The sequence below is a fragment of the Candidatus Agathobaculum pullicola genome (assembly GCF_052117205.1).
Classification (GTDB): Bacteria; Bacillota; Clostridia; order Oscillospirales; family Butyricicoccaceae; genus Agathobaculum; species Agathobaculum pullicola.
On sequence record NZ_JBQKJP010000051.1, the window covers coordinates 1 to 17156 of the forward strand.

22 protein-coding genes, 2 tRNA genes and 1 pseudogene are annotated in these 17156 nt (G+C 55.5%); 17 read left to right on the top strand and 8 right to left on the bottom strand.

Annotation, left to right across the window (positions count from 1 at the left end; genetic code table 11):
- Positions 1–186: 186 nt before the first annotated feature.
- From ACTQ3V_RS13505 to ACTQ3V_RS13540, 8 genes and pseudogenes are all read left to right on the top strand, one after another.
- Positions 187–399, top strand: coding sequence for a DUF896 domain-containing protein (locus tag ACTQ3V_RS13505; protein WP_441467980.1), 213 nt, complete (start codon positions 187–189; stop codon positions 397–399).
- Entirely contained in the window at positions 396–1733 is a 1338-nt protein-coding gene (locus ACTQ3V_RS13510) for a CCA tRNA nucleotidyltransferase (protein ID WP_441467981.1), read from the top strand. The genes ACTQ3V_RS13505 and ACTQ3V_RS13510 overlap by 4 nt, the downstream gene beginning before the upstream one ends.
- On the top strand, positions 1723–2292 hold the full coding sequence (locus tag ACTQ3V_RS13515) for a hydrolase (protein WP_441467982.1): 570 nt from the start codon (positions 1723–1725) through the stop codon (positions 2290–2292). The genes ACTQ3V_RS13510 and ACTQ3V_RS13515 overlap by 11 nt, the downstream gene beginning before the upstream one ends.
- A gap of 54 nt (positions 2293–2346) precedes the next feature.
- Positions 2347–2517 (top strand): annotated as a pseudogene (locus ACTQ3V_RS13520) (secondary thiamine-phosphate synthase enzyme YjbQ); the annotation flags it as partial.
- A 98-nt stretch (positions 2518–2615) separates the two neighbouring features.
- A complete protein-coding gene (locus tag ACTQ3V_RS13525; protein WP_441467983.1) occupies positions 2616–3161 on the top strand; it encodes a nitroreductase family protein in 546 nt (181 codons plus the stop codon).
- A 79-nt stretch (positions 3162–3240) separates the two neighbouring features.
- Positions 3241–3693, top strand: coding sequence for a GNAT family N-acetyltransferase (locus ACTQ3V_RS13530; protein ID WP_441467984.1), 453 nt, complete (start codon positions 3241–3243; stop codon positions 3691–3693).
- 83 nt (positions 3694–3776) lie between these two features.
- Positions 3777–5123: an MATE family efflux transporter gene (locus ACTQ3V_RS13535; RefSeq protein WP_441467985.1), complete on the top strand. Its 1347-nt coding sequence runs from the start codon at positions 3777–3779 to the stop codon at positions 5121–5123.
- Positions 5124–5213: 90 nt separating this feature from the next.
- Positions 5214–5735, top strand: coding sequence for an HD domain-containing protein (locus ACTQ3V_RS13540; protein ID WP_441467986.1), 522 nt, complete (start codon positions 5214–5216; stop codon positions 5733–5735).
- Positions 5736–5787: 52 nt separating this feature from the next.
- On the opposite strand, the gene ACTQ3V_RS13545 is transcribed toward ACTQ3V_RS13540, so the two are convergent.
- From ACTQ3V_RS13545 to ACTQ3V_RS13575, 7 genes are all read right to left on the bottom strand, one after another.
- Entirely contained in the window at positions 5788–6126 is a 339-nt protein-coding gene (locus ACTQ3V_RS13545; protein ID WP_441467987.1) for a hypothetical protein, read from the bottom strand.
- 15 nt (positions 6127–6141) lie between these two features.
- Positions 6142–6483: a hypothetical protein gene (locus ACTQ3V_RS13550; RefSeq protein WP_441467988.1), complete on the bottom strand. Its 342-nt coding sequence runs from the start codon at positions 6481–6483 to the stop codon at positions 6142–6144.
- Between the two features lie 14 nt (positions 6484–6497).
- Positions 6498–6809, bottom strand: a complete 312-nt coding sequence (locus tag ACTQ3V_RS13555; protein ID WP_441467989.1) for a DUF2089 family protein — start codon at positions 6807–6809, stop codon at positions 6498–6500.
- A 105-nt stretch (positions 6810–6914) separates the two neighbouring features.
- On the bottom strand, positions 6915–7412 hold the full coding sequence (locus ACTQ3V_RS13560; protein WP_441467990.1) for a GNAT family N-acetyltransferase: 498 nt from the start codon (positions 7410–7412) through the stop codon (positions 6915–6917).
- Positions 7413–7414: 2 nt separating this feature from the next.
- Positions 7415–8188 carry an alpha/beta hydrolase gene (locus ACTQ3V_RS13565; protein WP_441467991.1) on the bottom strand — a complete coding sequence of 258 codons (774 nt, stop codon included), beginning with the start codon at positions 8186–8188 and terminating at the stop codon, positions 7415–7417.
- A 26-nt stretch (positions 8189–8214) separates the two neighbouring features.
- Complete coding sequence (locus ACTQ3V_RS13570) at positions 8215–9237, bottom strand: LacI family DNA-binding transcriptional regulator (protein WP_441467992.1); 1023 nt, start codon at positions 9235–9237, stop codon at positions 8215–8217.
- A gap of 56 nt (positions 9238–9293) precedes the next feature.
- Positions 9294–10073 (bottom strand): IclR family transcriptional regulator, encoded by a 780-nt coding sequence (locus ACTQ3V_RS13575; protein WP_441467993.1) that lies wholly within the window; start codon positions 10071–10073, stop codon positions 9294–9296.
- A gap of 193 nt (positions 10074–10266) precedes the next feature.
- Between ACTQ3V_RS13575 and eda the strand changes: the two genes are divergently transcribed.
- From eda to ACTQ3V_RS13620, 9 genes are all read left to right on the top strand, one after another.
- Positions 10267–10911 carry a bifunctional 4-hydroxy-2-oxoglutarate aldolase/2-dehydro-3-deoxy-phosphogluconate aldolase gene (gene eda, locus ACTQ3V_RS13580; protein ID WP_441467994.1) on the top strand — a complete coding sequence of 215 codons (645 nt, stop codon included), beginning with the start codon at positions 10267–10269 and terminating at the stop codon, positions 10909–10911.
- Positions 10904–11248: a VOC family protein gene (locus tag ACTQ3V_RS13585; RefSeq protein WP_441467995.1), complete on the top strand. Its 345-nt coding sequence runs from the start codon at positions 10904–10906 to the stop codon at positions 11246–11248. The genes eda and ACTQ3V_RS13585 overlap by 8 nt, the downstream gene beginning before the upstream one ends.
- 27 nt (positions 11249–11275) lie before the next feature.
- Complete coding sequence (locus tag ACTQ3V_RS13590) at positions 11276–12301, top strand: PfkB family carbohydrate kinase (protein ID WP_441467996.1); 1026 nt, start codon at positions 11276–11278, stop codon at positions 12299–12301.
- 225 nt (positions 12302–12526) lie between these two features.
- Positions 12527–12602 (top strand) — tRNA-Ala (locus ACTQ3V_RS13595).
- Between the two features lie 111 nt (positions 12603–12713).
- Positions 12714–13307, top strand: coding sequence for a sugar O-acetyltransferase (locus ACTQ3V_RS13600; RefSeq protein WP_441467997.1), 594 nt, complete (start codon positions 12714–12716; stop codon positions 13305–13307).
- Between the two features lie 66 nt (positions 13308–13373).
- Complete coding sequence (locus tag ACTQ3V_RS13605; protein WP_441467998.1) at positions 13374–13733, top strand: winged helix-turn-helix transcriptional regulator; 360 nt, start codon at positions 13374–13376, stop codon at positions 13731–13733.
- Between the two features lie 92 nt (positions 13734–13825).
- Entirely contained in the window at positions 13826–14329 is a 504-nt protein-coding gene (locus ACTQ3V_RS13610) for a YbhB/YbcL family Raf kinase inhibitor-like protein (RefSeq protein ID WP_441467999.1), read from the top strand.
- Complete coding sequence (locus ACTQ3V_RS13615; RefSeq protein WP_441468000.1) at positions 14326–14610, top strand: hypothetical protein; 285 nt, start codon at positions 14326–14328, stop codon at positions 14608–14610. Before ACTQ3V_RS13610 ends, ACTQ3V_RS13615 begins: the two co-directional genes overlap by 4 nt.
- A gap of 145 nt (positions 14611–14755) precedes the next feature.
- A tRNA-Gln gene (locus ACTQ3V_RS13620) sits at positions 14756–14829 on the top strand.
- Positions 14830–15127: 298 nt separating this feature from the next.
- On the opposite strand, the gene ACTQ3V_RS13625 is transcribed toward ACTQ3V_RS13620, so the two are convergent.
- A complete protein-coding gene (locus tag ACTQ3V_RS13625; protein ID WP_441468001.1) occupies positions 15128–16864 on the bottom strand; it encodes an S-layer homology domain-containing protein in 1737 nt (578 codons plus the stop codon).
- Positions 16865–17156 lie beyond the last annotated feature (292 nt).

Sequence of the window (17156 nt, forward strand, 5' to 3'; positions counted from 1 at the left end):
ATATGGCCCCCTCTCGTCAAGTTAAGTGTAGCAACTCAACTTTAACCGATGAGGCCTTATCCTTCATCCCTTTTTTATTCAACTGTCCAAGATGTATTGTACTCCTACAGCACATCCTTTGCTCGACTTTGCGCACGCCGTTTGCTATAATAAAGGCATATTCAAATCTGACGGAGGAATACGGTTATGACCGATGAAAAAATCGCGCGCATCAACGCGCTTGCCAAAAAAGCCAAAGCCGAAGGACTGACCGAGGAGGAAAAAGCCGAGCAGCAGGCGCTGCGCGCGGAATATGTTGCGAGCTTCCGCCAAAGTCTCAAAGCGCAGCTGGATAACACGGTGGTTCTCAATCCGGACGGCACCTCCTATAAACTGCGGCAGAAGAGGAGCGGCTCGTGATCTCCCTGCCCGCACATGCTGCGCGCGCCATCGCGTGTCTGGAGAATGCAGGATATGAGACATGGGTGGTCGGCGGCTGCGTGCGCGACAGTCTGCGCGGCGCGGCGCCGCACGACTGGGATTTATGTACCGCCGCCAAACCCGCCCAAATGCAGGCAGTATTCGCAGGCGAGCGGGTGCTCGAAACCGGTCTAAAGCACGGCACGCTGACCGTACTGACCGACGGCGGACCGCTGGAAATCACCACTTTTCGCGCGGACGGCAGCTATTCGGACGGACGGCATCCGGACGGGGTGCGCTTTGTGCCCGACATGACCGCCGACCTTGCGCGGCGGGATTTCACCGTCGGCGCGATGGCATGGCACCCAGCCCGCGGCCTGTGCGACCCGTTTCGCGGGCTGGATGATTTGCAGGATGGCATACTGCGCGCGGTGGGCGATCCGGATGCCCGCTTTCAGGAGGACGCGCTGCGCATCCTGCGCGGCGTACGCTTTGCGTCGCAGCTGGGCTTTGCGGTGGAGACGCAAACCGCGGCTGCCATGCGGCGGCAGGTCGGGCAAGTGGCCTGCGTTGCAGCCGAGCGCATCCGTGAAGAGCTGACCGGCATGCTGTGCGGTCGGTTTGTGATACATGCGCTACGGGATTTTCCCGACATTTTGACCGCAGTGCTGCCCGAGCTTGCCCCGATGGTGGGCTGCGCACAACAAAATCCCTATCATCTATATGACGTCTGGGAGCACAGCGCCCGCGCGGTCGGGCAAGTGCCCGCCGAACCCTGTTTGCGTTGGGCAATGCTGCTGCACGACTGCGGCAAACCCGCCTGCAAAACCGTGGATGAGAACGGTGTCGGCCATTTTTACGGCCACCCGGGGGTGAGCCGCGATATCGCGGCATCGCTTATGCGCCGTCTGCGCTTTTCCAGTGAGCAAACGACACGTATCCTGCTGCTGGTCGAGCAGCACGACCGCCCGCTGGGCGACAACGACAAGCTGGTGCGCCGCCGTCTGGCACAAATCGGTCAGGCGCGTTTCCGCGACCTGCTGGCAATCAAGAAGGGCGATGCGGTCGGACAGGGGACACACCCGGAAAACGTCGCGGCGCTATGGGAAACCGAGCGGCGGATGAATACCGCGCTCGCGCAGGACGCCTGTCTGTCGCTGCGGCAGCTGGCGGTGAACGGAACCGATATGATAGCGCTCGGCCTGCGCGGCCCCGCAGTCGGTGCAATGCTGCACAGCCTGCTCGAGGCCGTGGTGGACGGCACGCTGGACAACACGCGGCAGGCGCTGTTGGCACACGCCCGCGCCCGAATGGAGGAACAAAATGACCAATAAAGAACTCTTTATCGAAACCTATCAGAAAAACATCCACCGACCGGGCGCGGATAAGCTGCTCGCGTGGATGGAGTCGACCGACTTTTTCACCGCGCCTGCGTCCACCCGCTTCCATGCGGCCTACGAAGGCGGTCTGCTCGACCACTCACTCAACGTCTATAACGTGCTGATTTCCAAGCATTACAATCCGGAAACCGACAATCTGGAGAGCTTTACGCTTGTTTCGCTCCTGCACGACCTGTGCAAAGCCGGCTTTTACAAAACCGAGCTGCGCAACCGCAAGAACGACCACGGCGAATGGGAAAAGGTGCCGGTTTATGCCATCGACGACCAGTTTCCCTACGGACACGGTGAAAAATCCGTCTACCTCATCGAGCGCTTTCTGCGTCTGAAAACCGAAGAGGCTATGGCGGTGCGCTGGCACATGGGCGGGTTTGACGATTCGGTGCGTGGTGGCAGCTTTGCGCTGGCGCATGCGTATGAGAAATACCCGCTTGCAGTCAAGCTGCATCTGTCCGATCTGGAAGCCACCTATCTGCACGAAAACAGGAGTGAATGAGTAAGAAAGCCAAGGAATTTACCCTGCACACCGACCGCAGTTCCTCCACGCGGAGGCAACTCGGCCGCGCACCTGAGGGCAAGCTGCGTCGGCGCCAGCCAGACCGTGCTGATTGAGGACGGCCGTCCACTGCTCGGCACATGGCAGGGCGTCTACTTCTGTGAATTTGACGGCCCGCGTACCCGTCGGTATTGCATCAAAGTGCTGGAAGACCGCACGAATTAACTGTTTTATTCGGGTTGTATTTTTGTGATATTTGGTTGCATATACGATGTGCTTTTGCTACAATGAAACCATTCAAACTGCAAAAGGAGTTAACGCATATGGAAGCATTGGAATGTATCAAAACGCGCCGCAGCGTCCGCAAATTCACGGAACAACCAATTGAGCGAGCGCTGATAGAGCAGATCGTCGCAGCGGCGGCATATGCGCCGAGCTGGAAGAACACACAAATCGCACGCTATACCGTGGTCACGGATCCCCAGAAAAAGCAGCGACTGGCAGATGAATGTATGATGGATTTTACATACAACCAGAAAACGACATCGCATGCCCCGGCACTGGTTGTTCTGACCGCGCTGACCGGCCGTTCGGGTTATGAGCGGGACGGCTCGTTTTCCACTGCACAGGGCACACACTGGCAATCGTTTGACGCGGGCGTTGCCGCGCAAACCTTCTGTCTGGCGGCCCATGCGCTGGGGCTGGGCACGGTCATTATGGGTATTTTTGACGAAAACAAGGTACGCAGTGTGCTGGCGCTGCCCGAGGAGCAAACGGTCGCTGCGCTGATTGCCATTGGTCATCCGGCAGAGCAGCCGATTTGCCCCAAGCGCAAGGACGTGGAAACCCTGCTGCACTTTGTAGGATAAGCTGAACGGAAAGCGTCCTACCTACACCATGGATCCATACCGCTGTACGGCGCTTTTTGCGGGAACAGGAGGTTTTACTATGCTTATCCGGTCGATACAACCGAGCGACCGCGATTACTTTATCCGCAGCGTGCAGGCGTTTTACCACTCGCCTGCCGTCTGCCACGAAATTCCCGCGCAGAACGCGGAACGCACCTTTGAGCTGCTGCTGCACGGCAGTCCGTATGCCGACTGCCTGATTGCCGAGGAAGACGGTCGGCCGATGGCCTACTGCCTGCTGGCGCTGACGTGGTCGAACGAGGCGGGCGGTCTGTGTGTCTGGCTGGAGGAACTGATGGTGGACGAGACGCTGCGCGGCAGAGGCGTGGGCAGCAAAATGATTGCCGCGGTACATGAAAAATACAACACCGCCGCCCGCTACCGGCTGGAAGTGACCGAAAACAACCCCCGCGCCGCGGCGCTCTATCGCATGCTGGGGTTTGAGGAGCTGTCCTACCGGCAGATGGTGCTCGACACGCCGGTTGCACTATAACACAAGTGAAAAAGACCTGCCAAGGCAGGTCTTTTGTGTTTGCGCGTTTTCTGGTATGATAGAAACAGAATCGAGGTGATTTGATGGCGTCGGAAAACAAGATGGGCACCATGCCGGAAGGGCGGCTGATTATCACGATGTCCTTCCCTATTATGCTGTCCATGCTGGTACAGGCCCTCTATAACATTGTCGACAGTGCGTTCGTCGCACGTATCAGCGAGGACGCGCTGACCGCTGTCTCCCTCGCCTTTCCGGTGCAGCTTTTGATGATTGCGGTCGCGACCGGCACAGGCGTGGGCGTCAACGCGCTGCTGTCGCGGCGGCTGGGACAGAAAAAGCAGGAGGAAGCCAATGCGGTTGCTGTCAACGGCGTATTTTTGTCCGTGTGTTTCTGGCTGGTGTTTGCCGTGCTCGGCATGCTGTTCGGACGCGGTTTTATCACGCTGTTCACCGACGTACCCGCTGTCATCGACATGGGTACCAGCTATGTGACGGTGGTCACGGTTGCCTCGTGCGGCGTGTTTCTGCTATTCGTAGCCGAGCGACTGATGCAGGCGACCGGCAACACGGTCTATCACATGGTCACGCAGCTCATCGGCGCCGTACTCAACTGCATCCTCGACCCGATTATGATTTTTGGCCTGCTGGGCTTTCCCACCCTCGGCACGACAGGCGCGGCGCTTGCCACTGTCCTGTCCCAAATCATCGCCATGGGCATCGGCTTTTTCATCAACGTGCGCTTCAACCATGACGTCCGCCTGCATGTGCGCGGTTTCCGGCCAGACGGCGGCATCCTTGGCGAAATCGTGCGAATCGGCCTGCCCGCAGCGGTGCAGCAGTCACTGCTGAGCATTCTGACCGTCGGCCTGAACCGTATCCTAATGCCGTTTTCCCAAACCGCCGTCAGCTTTTACGGCGTGTATTACAAGCTGCAAAACTTTCTGTTCATGCCGATTTATGGCCTCAATAACGCGCTCATTCCGATGGTTGGTTACAATTTCGGCGCGAAAAAACGCCGCCGCATCGAGCGCATCACGCGCTATGCGCTGTATCTCGCTGTCGGCATCATGGCCGCGGGTACCGTGCTGTTTGAGCTGATACCCGTGCCGCTGCTTCGTCTGTTCGACGCATCGGACGCCATGCTTTCCATCGGTGTGCCCGCCATCCGCATCATCTCCCTCTCGTTTTGCTTTGCGGGCGCGTCGGTCATTCTGTCCGGCTGCATGCAGGGGCTGGGACGCGGCAGCGAATCGCTCTGGGTCGCGCTGACACGCCAGCTCATTGTCATTTTGCCCGCGGCGGTGCTGCTCTCCCGACTGAGCCTTACCGCTGTCTGGTTTGCTTTTCTGCTGGCTGAAGCTGTCGGCCTTGCCGCCGCAATCGTACTGCATCGGCATGTCACCCGACGGCTGCTCGAACCGTACAAGTAAAATGTCACAATAATGTAACAATTTACCCATTGTTTTTGTGCAGCCTGCGGCATATAATAGAGACAGAAATGAACGAAAGGGGTGAGTCCATTGGACAGCGAGATTCAGCAGCTCGTGGGGCATATTCTGGAGCATCCACGCTTTCAGCAGCTGCGTTTGTTTGAACATCACGGCGCCGAAAATTCGGTATACGACCACTCGGTTGCCGTAGCGGAGGCGGCCTATGCCATTGCCCGTCGGATGCGTCTGTCCGAGGATGAGACCGCTTCTGTTGTCCGTGCAGCGCTGCTGCATGACTTTTTCGGCTATGACTGGCGCGGAGATTTATTCCGTCGCTACCTGCATCGGTATTCCGGTTTGCAGCGCATTATGCGCATGCACGCCTTTGTACATGGACATATTGCAGCAGAGCGCGCCAGATGTATGTTCGGCCTTTCAGCCAAAGAGTGCGACGCCATCGCGCGGCACATGTTTCCTCTTGCAGCCATGCCGCGTACGCGCATTGCATGGATTGTAACGCTTGCCGATAAAGTTGTCGCTTCCAGAGAAATGATTGCCGCTGTTGGCGGCTATCTGTCGCCCGCACGCCGCAGAGCGTTGCCCGAAGCATAACAAAATTACCGCCGTTTGGATGCGTCTGTCCGAAACGGCGGTTTTGTTTTCCTTATAAATCCTGTATGTTCATCTTGTCAAGCTGCTTTTTGCGTTTTTGTCCGTGACGGCAGACAAAATAAATTGCCAGCAGCACCAGCGTCAGAATGTTACACTGCACAAACGCTAAAAATGTGTCACGGATGAGCGAAGCAGTCACAGGCACGCCCTTGCCATATACCTCATAATATCCGACAATGGCAGAAACAATTGCAAAAATGGAATAAGCCACTTCTATCGCAGGAAGCACCAATCCCGGCCACCACGCCTTGCGACGTGACAGGAACACTTGTAGGGCGATAACCGCTGTGAGCAGCAACACCACCATCAAAATACGAAATGGAAGTACCATGTTGCCTTTTCCTCCTTATAGATCCTGTATGTTCATCTTATCAAGCTGCTTTTTGCGTTTTTGGCCGCGGCGGCACAGAAAATAGATGGCCAGCAGCACAGCGGTTGGCAGCAGGCAGAGCAGCAGTACCAATAGCATCTGCCACGCGGGTACTCCTTGCGACAGCACGTTAAGCCATATGTTAGGCAGCACGAGCAGCACGCCCGGCAGCGTGCACACCGGCATCACCAGCCCCGGCCACCACGCCTTGCGCCGCGACAACCATGCCTGCAACGCGATAAGCCCCGCCAGAATCGCAAGCCACAGACACAGGTTGATTGCAGTCACCACAATTGCCATCGTATCGAGTTTTGCCATACAAACGCACCTCACTACCCATTCGCCGCGCCGTCCGCGCGGCGCTTTTTGTATTCGTGAATCAAAATCTTCGCGGTATCAAAATCCAGCTTATCATTCACCGCCAGTCGCTTGATGAGTGCAACATACGGGTCCTCATCCTCCCGCTCGCCCAGCTCAATTTTCTGAATCAGCCGGTCAAGCCGCAGGCGCACGGTCGGGTAAGTCACGCCGTATTCACCCGCCATCTGCTTGAGCGACCCGGACGCAAGCACAAACCGCTTGATAAACGCCACGTCCTCTTCCTCCAGCTGCGCCATCCAGCCGGGGATCACCTCAATTGCCATGCACCCACCTCCTTTCGGTATCTTCAGTATATACTTTAATTTTATTAAAGTCAATCTTTCATTTTATCAAAAAGAAAACCATCTCTTTTTCGAGATGGTTTATTGTTAGGCCTTTTTCAGCCGTTTTTGAAATGCCAGCCGTTCGCCGCGTCCGTTCTCCAAATCAATCCGTCCGCAGTAAGTATAGCCCAGTCGTTGAAGCAGCCGCTGCATTGGCTTGTTGTCCCGATGTGTGTCAATGCGGATGTTGCCGCACCGCTCCAGACACCACTCCAAACAGTACGCCGCCGCGCCATGTCCCTGCTCGGCCGCCGCGATACGGTGCACCACGCCGTAAGGCGCGTCGTCCAGCCATGCTCCCTCTCGAATCACCCGATAGGTTGGCTCACCCGCTGTGGAGAGGAAAAACGTCGCTGCGATACGTCCATCCTGTATGCACACATAGCTATGTCCCGCGGCGATATCCTCCTCCAGCGTCTGTTGTGTGGGGGTATGGTCGCCCCACTGGTTCGGATTGCCGTTTTCCGCCATAAATCGACGCGCATGGGCAAAAATCTCAAGCAGTAGCGGCAAGTCCGACCGCTGCGTGTGTCGTATTTCCATGGTCATAACTCCTTCAGCCACTCTGCGCACAGTGCCTGCCAGCGGGCCAAATGCCGGTCCGGGCGGCGACCACGCGCCGGGTCATAGGTTTCAAAATCCGCCAGCGCCAGTCCGTGCACCCCATGCGGAAACAGATGCACCTCATGCGGCACGCCCGCTTTGCGCAGCGCGGCCTCGAGCAGCAGCGTATTCTCGACCGACACGGTCGCGTCGGTCAGCGTATGCCACAGAAACATCGGCGGCGTATCCGCATCCACCAGCTTTTCCAGCGAAAACGCCTGCTGTCTCGCAGCATCCTCCCCTGCCAGACGTACAAAGCTGCCGCGGTGGGCATATTCACCCGCGGTTACGACCGGATATCCCAGCACCGCCGCATACGGTCGGTGCAGCGCAAGATCTGCGCCTGCGTCAAACCAGTCCGGTTTGTTCCAAACGGCCGCCAGCGTGCCCGCCAGATGCGCACCCGCAGAAAAACCGCCGACTGCGATACGGTTTGCATCTATCCCGAAGCGCGCGGCATTCTCCCGCACCCATGCAACCGCTGCGGACAACGTTCGCACCGGCTGCCTGCCCAGCGGCACATCCGTGCAGTCATATTCCAACACAAACGACTCGATGCCGTCCCGCGCAAACGCCCGCGCAACCGGCGCGCCCTCACGAATCGAGCAAAATTCGTAGCCACCGCCCGGACAGATCACCAGCGCAGGCTTTTTCTGTCCCTCGGCTACGCCAAAATGGGTCAGAACACCGTGCGGCAGCTGTACCTGTTCTATCATGCGCGATTCCTCCTTCACTGCCGTGCTTATACATTGTACCGGTTACGAATATCAATCCGCGCCAAAATGCGCTCGCTTTCCGGTTTTTCACCCACCAGCAGATAGTCGAGCAGCAGCTCTATCGGCCGCACGCCCTGCAAATGGGCATCCTGATCAATCAAGAAGTCAATCAGCCCTGCGCGGATGTTTTCCGCGTTGACCTCGGATAGGTCATGGCAAATCAAATGTACCTTTCCCTGTAAACCCAACTCACGCAGTGCGTCGCATGCGCCAATCTGTCCGTTGACTGAAACATATATGCCGCGCAATTGCGGATGCTCCTGCACGGTTCGGCATACAATATCATGCGCAAGTCGCTGATCGTCTCCACAGGTTTCGGGCGGCAACAGCTTCAAACCGGGAAAGTGCGCCGCGGCTTCGTCGCAAAAGCCTTCCACCCGCTGCCGATGCGACAGGTTATTTTCCTGTCCCGCCACCACCAGCACCTCACCGTCCCCGGCAAGCAGCAGATTCATCAGACCCGCACAGGCGCGCCCGCAGGCATAATTATCCGATCCGACATAGCACAAACGGCCGGATTCCGATAAATCCGTGTTAAACGTAACCACCGGTATCTCACCGGACAGCGACCGCAGGCGCGCGCGCACCGCGTCATCCTCAACCGGCGTTACCGCAAGGCCGTTTACGCCTTGTGTAACCAGCTCGTCAATTGCATCGAGTTGGCGTGAAGCGTCTACCCCCTCCAACGGGCGCAGCAATATCTCCGCGCCCGCGCTTGTCAGGCGCGCGCAGGCACGTCTGGCCTCCTCATACACCATATTCATAAACATGGTTTCCACCGACTGCACAATCACACCGATTTTAATGGGGTGCTTGGCCAATGCCAGCAGCCTGCCCGCCCGGTTGGGCCGATATCCCATTTCCACCGCGATACGCCGTACCCGCGCGGCCACCTTGGGGTCCACACGTCCGCGGTTATTGAGCGCACGGTCTACCGTGCCGCGCGAAACGCCTGCCAGCGCGGCGATCTCCGACAATGTCACTGCCATTGCTTCACTCCGTTCTTGCTTCCCTTGCCGGAAAACCCCATCCGGCCACGCCTTGGTCACATTCGGGTCATGCTCCCGCCCAAGACCGACGCAATCTCATCACATGCCGACAGCAGCGGGCCGCGCAGCAATCCGATGCGCTCATCCGACATGCGGCTGATTGGCGCGGAAACCGAAACCGCATAGGACGCACGGCCGCGATAGTCCGGAATAGCGGCGGCAATGCAGCGCACACCCAGCTCATTTTCTTCATCATCCAGCGCATAGCCCAGCCGACGCACCCGCTCCAGCTCATGAAAAAAAGCATCCTCGGACACAATGGTGTGCGCCGTCCAAGGCCTGACGTCGCTCTCCTGCCAGAGGGCATGCACCTCGCTGTCCGGCCAGGTGGCAAGGATCGCCTTGCCTACACCCGTACAATACAGCGGTCGGCGCATACCGATGCGCGAAAACATGCGAATCGCGCCGCGGTCGCTTTCCACCTTATGAATATAAACGATATCGCGCTCCTCCTGCATCACCAGATGCACCGTCTCCTCGGTTTCCCGGCTCAGACGCTCCATCGGCAAGCGCGCACGCTCCACCACATCCAGATTGTCCATGATAAAACTGCTCAGTTCGCACAAACGCATACCGGCACGATAAATACTGGTCGCTGTATCGCGCTGCACATAGCCGCGCGTGCACATGCTCGACAGCAAACGGTGCACCGTGCTTTTATGCAGGCCGGTCGCGGCCGACAACGCGCCGATGCTCATTCCATTCCTGCTCTTGCACAGCAGCTCCAGTAAATCAAATGCACGGTCGAGCGACTGCACAGACGAGGATTCTGCCATAACGAGGCTCCTTTCGTTCCGCATTATAAAACTTTGTTCCATTTTAATGTATTTTCACCAAAAAAACAAGAGAAACTTTGCACAGATTGTTTGTGAAAAACTCTTGCAATCTGACGGTAAAGCTTTATAATAAGAGCATCAAGCAAATTTATGAAACATTATTTCATAATGCGAAACACGGAGGAAGAACGCAATGAATGAAATGGAAAACAAAATTCAGTCCATCGGCGTTGTGCCGGTCATCAAGCTCAACCATCCCGAGCGTGACGCAATCCCGCTGGCAAAGGCCCTGATTGCAGGCGGCGTGCCGGTAGCAGAGGTTACCTTCCGTGCGGCAGGCGCAGCCATCGCCATCAAGGCTATGCGCGAGAATTTCCCGGAAATGCTGGTCGGCGCAGGCACGGTGCTCACCACCGCGCAGGTCGACGAGGCCATGGCCGCCGGTGCGCAGTTCATCGTGACCCCCGGCATGGACCCCGAAATCGTTGCTTACTGCCAGAAGGTCGGCATCCAGATCTTCCCCGGCTGCACCACCCCGACCGACTATCATACCGCCTACAAGTTTGGTCTGGAAGTGCTCAAGTTCTTCCCCGCCGAGCAGTCCGGCGGCATTGCCAAAATCAAGGCCATGAGCGCACCGTTCCCGATGTTTAAAGTAATGCCGACCGGCGGCATCTCGCTGAAAAACCTCGCAGACTATGTGAAGAATCCGGTCATCACTGCCTGCGGCGGCTCGTATATGGTCACCGCCGACCTCATCGACAACGGCAAGTGGGACGAAATCACCGAGCTGTGCAAGAAGTCGGTCGAAATCGTGAAAGAGGCGCGCAATGGTTAAGTATTCGCTCGCACACATTGGCATTAACGCCGCAAACAAGGAAGAGGCGCAAAAAGCCGCAGAACTGTTTCAGGCCCTGTTCGGGTTTTCGGTCAAGGAAGGCAACAGCTCCTTTTTCGCCGGCGACATCGAGCTGATGAAGGAGCCGTATATGGGCAAAAACGGTCACATTGCTATCGGCACGCCGGATGTTGCGGCAGCCAAGGCCGAGTTGGAGACGCGCGGCATTGTCTTTAACGATACCACTGCCAAATACAAGACGGACGGCACCCTGAATGCCATCTATCTGTCCGATGAAATCTGCGGCTTTGCGGTTCATCTGGTCAGCAAGCAGTAATCACAACACAATTACGGAGGAAACAACATGAAAATCGTTACTTTCGGCGAGCTGATGGTTCGTCTGCAGCCGTACAACTATGAGCGTTTTGTACAGGCTGACCACCTGGAGTTCACCTTCGGCGGCGGCGAGGCCAACGTTGCCGTTTCGCTGGCCAACTACGGTCTGGATGCGGCCTACGTCACCAAGCTGCCGGCACATGCAATCGGTCAGGCGGCAGTCAACTCCCTGCGCCGCTACGGTGTAGACACCAGCATGATTACCCGCGGCGGTGACCGTGTCGGCATCTACTACAACGAGAAGGGCGCGTCCCAGCGCGGCTCGGTCTGCATCTATGACCGCGCACACTCCGCGATTCAAGAAGCGACCACCGCTGATTTTGACTGGAACAAGATTTTTGAGGGCGTGGACTGGTTCCACTTCACCGGCATCACGCCGGCACTGGGCGCAAACGTGGTGGACATCTGCCGCGAGGCCTGCCAGGCAGCTAAGGCGCATGGTGTGAAAATCTCCTGTGACCTGAACTACCGCGGCAAGCTGTGGACCCGCGAGCAGGCGCGCGAAGCGATGACCGAGCTGTGCCAGTATGTGGACGTGTGTATCTCCAACGAGGAGGATGCCAAGGACGTATTCGGCATCGAAGCCGAGGCGACCGACATTTACGCAGGCGAAATCAACCGCGAAGGCTACAAGTCTGTTGCCAAACAGCTGGCGGACAAGTTCGGCTTTGAGAAGGTTGCCATCACCCTGCGCGAGTCCCACTCCGCATTCGACAACGGTTGGAGCGCGATGCTGTATGATGTCGCGTCCGACGAGTACTGCTTCTCCAAGAAGTATGAACTGCACATCATCGACCGCGTCGGTGGCGGCGATTCTTTCGGCGGCGGTCTGATTTACGCCCTGCTAACCGGCAAAAACACACAGGAGGCAGTTGAGTTTGCGGTTGCCGCTTCCGCACTCAAGCACTCCATCGAAGGCGACTACAACATGGTAACCGTTGCCGAGGTAGAGAAGCTGGCCGGCGGCGATGGCTCAGGCCGTATCCAGCGCTGATTTTCTGCAAGCCTTTCCGGCTCTGCCGGAATTTCCATCATATTGATAAACATCCCTTTCCTACAAACGCGAAACACCCGTGCCCTCTCCACGCACGGGTGTTTTGCTGTTTGCTTGAAAAATTTCCGCAGAATATTGCAGGATATTGGATTTTCTTCTTGACATATGTACCAAACCTGCGTATAATATATTTTGTCGTCAGAACCTTTTGACAGACAGTTTGATGGGGGCGTAGCTCAGCTGGGAGAGCGCCACACTGGCAGTGTGGAGGTCATGAGTTCGATCCTCACCGTCTCCACCAAGTAAAACCGACTTGTTTTGACAAGTCGGTTTTTGTTTTACCTGTGGCGGCCACAGCTGTCCACTATTCCATTATGGTCATGACTTATCATACGAAAAGAGAGAAAACAACGTGGAAATTCGCAATATTTTACAATCCCCGGAGGGATATGCAGCGCAGAACCGCGCTATCCCGCCGGAACTGAAAGAAAAGGCGCAGCGTCTTTGCTGGGAATACAATCGCTCTGCCCCTGACCAAAAGCAGGAACGGCAGGCTATTTTGACCGAGTTGTTTGGCACCTGCCACCCGCTAACCTTTATCGAGCCTACCTTTCACTGTGACTATGGATTTAACATCCATACCCATGGCCTTACGGTCATCAACTATAACTGCGTCATTCTGGATACCTCGCCTGTCCACATTGGAGCCGGCGCGTTTATTGCCCCGGGCGTGTGTCTCAGCTGCGCCGGTCACTCCATTGATGCCCGTCAGCGTTCCGAGGGCATCGGCACCTCTAAGCCCATCCGCTTGGAGGAGGATGTATGGATCGGCGCCAACGCTGTGGTCTGCGGAGGCGTAACCATCGGAAAGGGCTCTGTTATCGGAGCCGGCAGTGTGGTCATTCGAGACATTCCGGCCGGCGTCGTTGCAGCAGGCACACCTTGCCGCCCGATTCGTCCCGTCACCGAACAGGATAGAATTCCCCTTACGCAGATGGCATTTTAAATCCGGCAGCGCAAAATCATTCAATATAGACGAAAAACAGCATGAGAATCAAGGGAGGGAAACTACATGAAGCTGCGAGAAACCTACACTTGTCCGCTGGAACTGGTGCATGACATGATCAAAGGTAAGTGGAAGCCTATTATTTTGTGGCGTCTGCGCTTCGGAAAAACCACGCTGGCCCAATTGGAACGGGATATTGAAGGCATCACACAGAAAATGCTGCTCGAGCATCTCAAAGAGCTGACTGCTTTCGGCTTTGTCGATAAAGAAGTATCCGGCGGCTATCCTCTCAAGACAGAATATTACCTGACCCGCCCTCAGGGAGAGCAGATTCTGGCAGCGCTGAAGATCATGCAGGAAATCGGCATCGACTACATGATGCGCCATGGGATGGAAGAACCACTCCGGGAACGCGGTCTGCTGTAAAAAATCGGATACCCACAAAAAAGTGGGTAATTTACCTTCCGGAAAAACCCTGTTATGATAATCCTGTCAAACAACATAAGGAGGTTTTTCCCATGAAGGTAATCAGTCATGGTATTGTAAACGGTGTTATTGAGGATCGCTTTGGCAAACACGGTGAGCATCACAACGAAAACGGCGTGCCCACCTACTCCCTGCCGCTGGAGATTCTCGAAGCCCCCGAGGGCACCAAGAGCTTTGCGCTTTTTCTGGAGGATAAGGACGCCTGTCCCGTCAGCGGCGGCTTTTCGTGGATTCACTGGGTAGCGGCCAACATCACCCGCACCAAGCTGGAGGAGAACGACAGTCAGGCCAATGCGGATTTTGTGCAGGGTCTTAACAGCTGGGTGAGCATGCAGGGCGGACAGCAGAGCCCTGAACTCTCGGCCTGCTACGGCGGTATGGCTCCCCCCAATGAGCCTCATACCTACGAGCTGCATGTCTATGCGCTGGACACCCTGCTAGACCTGAAGAACGGCTTCTGGTTCCATGAGATGTTCCGCCAGATGGAAGGACACATTCTCGATCAGACCACCATCAAAGGAGTGTACCGGCATTGAGCGGCCTGGAAGCGCTGATGCTGCTGTGCTTTGGGGCGGCATGGCCCTTTTCCATCGTGCGTTCCTGGAAATCCCGCTCCACCCAAGGAAAAAGCCTGTTCTTCCTTCTGGTGCTTATTCTGGGCTATCTGGCAGGCATCGCAAATAAACTGCTCTACCATTTTGATGCGGTTCTGTTTCTTTATTTGCTGAACGTCCTGATGGTTACTGCCGACGCAATTCTCTGGCTGCGCAACCGGCGATATGAAATCACCAACACCACCGCCTCTTCCCGGAAATAAGCCGTCAAAAAAGCTGTTCGAGGCCAGCCTGAAAAGGTTGGCCTCTCCTTTACTGAAAAAAAATATTTTTTTGTAAAAAAGCACTTGACACTCGCGTATCGACATAGTATAATATACAAGTCGCAAGGATAAAAAAAGAAAATACAGCCGAATTGTGTAATGGTAGCACGACAGACTCTGACTCTGTTTGTGAGGGTTCGAATCCTTCTTCGGCTGCCACCTGAAAAGCAGCTTTTCTTCGGAAAAGCTGCTTTTTTCATGCCTTTTTGCAGGTTTTCAAATTGCAGATTTTTCATGTCTGCCAAATGGTTTTATGGTTCAAGACAGGACTCAGCCCGTCCCCTTCTTACAAGTTATATGCACATGATTATTCTATCCCTTCTCATAAAAAAAGAGGGACAGCGCCGCTTTCGCTGCGCTGCCCTCCTCTGGAAAGGATAGCTAAAATCTTATACCATTTATACCGCTCAAGGCGATACAAAACGGTACTCAATACGGGAATATCCTTGCACCTTTATTATTTTGCGATGTTTTCGCAAAAACGCATCAGAATAGTAGCAACCTCTGCGCGCGTAGCATTGCCTGCAGGATTGAGCGTTGTGCTGGTAACGCCGGTAATCAGGCCTTCCGCATTCGCCCACTGCATTGCTGCGATTGCGTAAGAGCTGATCTGAGAAGCATCTGCATAGTCGGTCAGGCTGTTCGATGCCGTTACGGAGTAACCCTTGTACTGTGCATAACGGTACAGAATTGCCGCCATCTGCTCACGGGTTACAGCAGTATTCGGTGCAAAGCTGGTCTCGCTGACACCGTTGACAATACCGTTTGCAGCAGCCCAGTTAACCGCATCGGCATAATAGGAGCCTGCTACAACATCCGTGAAGCTGGAAGACGCAGCTGCCGGTGTATTCTCCAGTCGGTGCAGGATGGTAACGATCATCGCGCGGTTCGTCGTTGCATTCGGGCCGAAGGAGTTAGCCGAAATACCGTTCATCATGCCGTTTTCGTATACATAACGTACAGCTTCCGCATACCAAGCCGAAGATGCAACATCACCAAACGGAAGATCTGCCGGCTGTTCGCCGGTTCCCGGGGTCTCAGTATCGCCGCCGGCAGCACCGCCGCCGCCACCGCCGCCACCGGACGTACCGGGGTCATCGCTGGAGCTGCTGCTCATTTCTGAATACTGCACGGTCAATGCAACTGCACCAGTCGGCATATCACAGGTAAATGTGTTATTGCCCTCCGACTGCATGGTGGTGTATTCACCGCTGGCAACAAGACCAGGCTGAACAACTACATTGTCTACCTGATAACCAGTATCCGGAGTGACCTTCACCACCAGCTTTGCGCTGGTGTCAGCGCGTACGCTGTACAAATTGCCGACAGGGTCGCTTCCTTCCAGCGCACCCATATCTGTAGCGTTGTACTGGGTATCTCCATTGAGCGAGTAAATCTCTACCGTGCCGTGGTTTCCGCCACTGGGATATACAGCAACCAAAATAGAGGCGATATCGCCCGCCTGAGTGGTGCCGATTTCCGCGCCTGCGTCAATCGTGATATCAGCAGCGTTGACGTCGGCCGGCAGGGTAAGCGCATCAACCTTACCATTAATTGTTACAGCTGCGCCCGCCTGAACAGAAAGCGTTTTAACGCTGCCTTCCACCGTCAGGGTAGCACCGTCTTCAACGACAATCTGGCCGTCGACTTCGGTGTTCTGCGGCACGGTGGCTTCCAGGCTTTGGCCAATTGTCACAGGCTGCGTGTAGGTGCCGCCATTGATGACAACCTTACCATTGTTTTGCGCTTCCATAACAGCACGGCTCAGCGGCATTACGCTCTGCACCGTCGCTGTGTCTTTGGTCAGCTTATAAATGCCGATCGGGCTGTTAAAGGTCACATTCGGTCCCAGTTCCAGCGAACCATCTACCTCAAAGGTAATCTTTCCACTGGTACCGGACGCTTCAATGGCACCGCCCGTGGCCGCATTGCTGCTGTTGATGGTCAAACCACTGTTTTGGCCCACCTTCAAGGTGTCAACCTTCAGGGTGTATGTATCCACATCAATGGTATAGACCGTATTCGTATCCGCGTCGATGGTGTACACACTTCTTAGGGTAGTATCTTTGCTCAGTTTATATACGCCTTCGCCGCTCCACGGAATATCGTTTACAGTATCCGCTGCAAACGCTGCGGGGACCATTGTCAGCACCATGGATGCAGCCAGCAGTGCTGACAACATTCTTTTTTTCATCTTCGCATTTCCTCCTTATTACAAGATAGAGTAGATTTTTGGCAATGTTTTGCCCGCTCACTCCTTTCACAGTTTGCGAAATTGTACTTTCTGAAATTACTGCAAGGATAAGTGCCCCTGAAAATGATACTACCAAAAGCAAATTTTTTCAAGTGCTTCCACAAACTTTAAGTTTCCACTTATGTAGGAGTACAATACATCTTGGACAGTTGAATAAAAAAGGGATGAAGGATAAGGCCTCATCGGTTAAAGTTGAGTTGCTACACTTAACTTGACGAGAGGGGGCCATATC

Bases quoted from the DNA above. Each gene is read 5' to 3' on its own strand.
- ACTQ3V_RS13505 (WP_441467980.1), top strand. From the start codon at position 187: ATGACCGATGAAAAAATCGCGCGCATCAACGCGCTTGCCAAAAAAGCC.
- ACTQ3V_RS13515 (WP_441467982.1), top strand. From the start codon at position 1,723: ATGACCAATAAAGAACTCTTTATCGAAACCTATCAGAAAAACATCCAC.
- ACTQ3V_RS13525 (WP_441467983.1), top strand. From the start codon at position 2,616: ATGGAAGCATTGGAATGTATCAAAACGCGCCGCAGCGTCCGCAAATTC.
- ACTQ3V_RS13530 (WP_441467984.1), top strand. From the start codon at position 3,241: ATGCTTATCCGGTCGATACAACCGAGCGACCGCGATTACTTTATCCGC.
- ACTQ3V_RS13535 (WP_441467985.1), top strand. From the start codon at position 3,777: ATGGCGTCGGAAAACAAGATGGGCACCATGCCGGAAGGGCGGCTGATT.
- ACTQ3V_RS13545 (WP_441467987.1), bottom strand. From the start codon at position 6,126: ATGGTACTTCCATTTCGTATTTTGATGGTGGTGTTGCTGCTCACAGCG.
- ACTQ3V_RS13550 (WP_441467988.1), bottom strand. From the start codon at position 6,483: ATGGCAAAACTCGATACGATGGCAATTGTGGTGACTGCAATCAACCTG.
- ACTQ3V_RS13555 (WP_441467989.1), bottom strand. From the start codon at position 6,809: ATGGCAATTGAGGTGATCCCCGGCTGGATGGCGCAGCTGGAGGAAGAG.
- ACTQ3V_RS13560 (WP_441467990.1), bottom strand. From the start codon at position 7,412: ATGGAAATACGACACACGCAGCGGTCGGACTTGCCGCTACTGCTTGAG.
- ACTQ3V_RS13565 (WP_441467991.1), bottom strand. From the start codon at position 8,188: ATGATAGAACAGGTACAGCTGCCGCACGGTGTTCTGACCCATTTTGGC.
- ACTQ3V_RS13570 (WP_441467992.1), bottom strand. From the start codon at position 9,237: ATGGCAGTGACATTGTCGGAGATCGCCGCGCTGGCAGGCGTTTCGCGC.
- ACTQ3V_RS13575 (WP_441467993.1), bottom strand. From the start codon at position 10,073: ATGGCAGAATCCTCGTCTGTGCAGTCGCTCGACCGTGCATTTGATTTA.
- eda (WP_441467994.1), top strand. From the start codon at position 10,267: ATGAATGAAATGGAAAACAAAATTCAGTCCATCGGCGTTGTGCCGGTC.
- ACTQ3V_RS13585 (WP_441467995.1), top strand. From the start codon at position 10,904: ATGGTTAAGTATTCGCTCGCACACATTGGCATTAACGCCGCAAACAAG.
- ACTQ3V_RS13590 (WP_441467996.1), top strand. From the start codon at position 11,276: ATGAAAATCGTTACTTTCGGCGAGCTGATGGTTCGTCTGCAGCCGTAC.
- ACTQ3V_RS13605 (WP_441467998.1), top strand. From the start codon at position 13,374: ATGAAGCTGCGAGAAACCTACACTTGTCCGCTGGAACTGGTGCATGAC.
- ACTQ3V_RS13610 (WP_441467999.1), top strand. From the start codon at position 13,826: ATGAAGGTAATCAGTCATGGTATTGTAAACGGTGTTATTGAGGATCGC.
- ACTQ3V_RS13625 (WP_441468001.1), bottom strand. From the start codon at position 16,864: ATGAAAAAAAGAATGTTGTCAGCACTGCTGGCTGCATCCATGGTGCTG.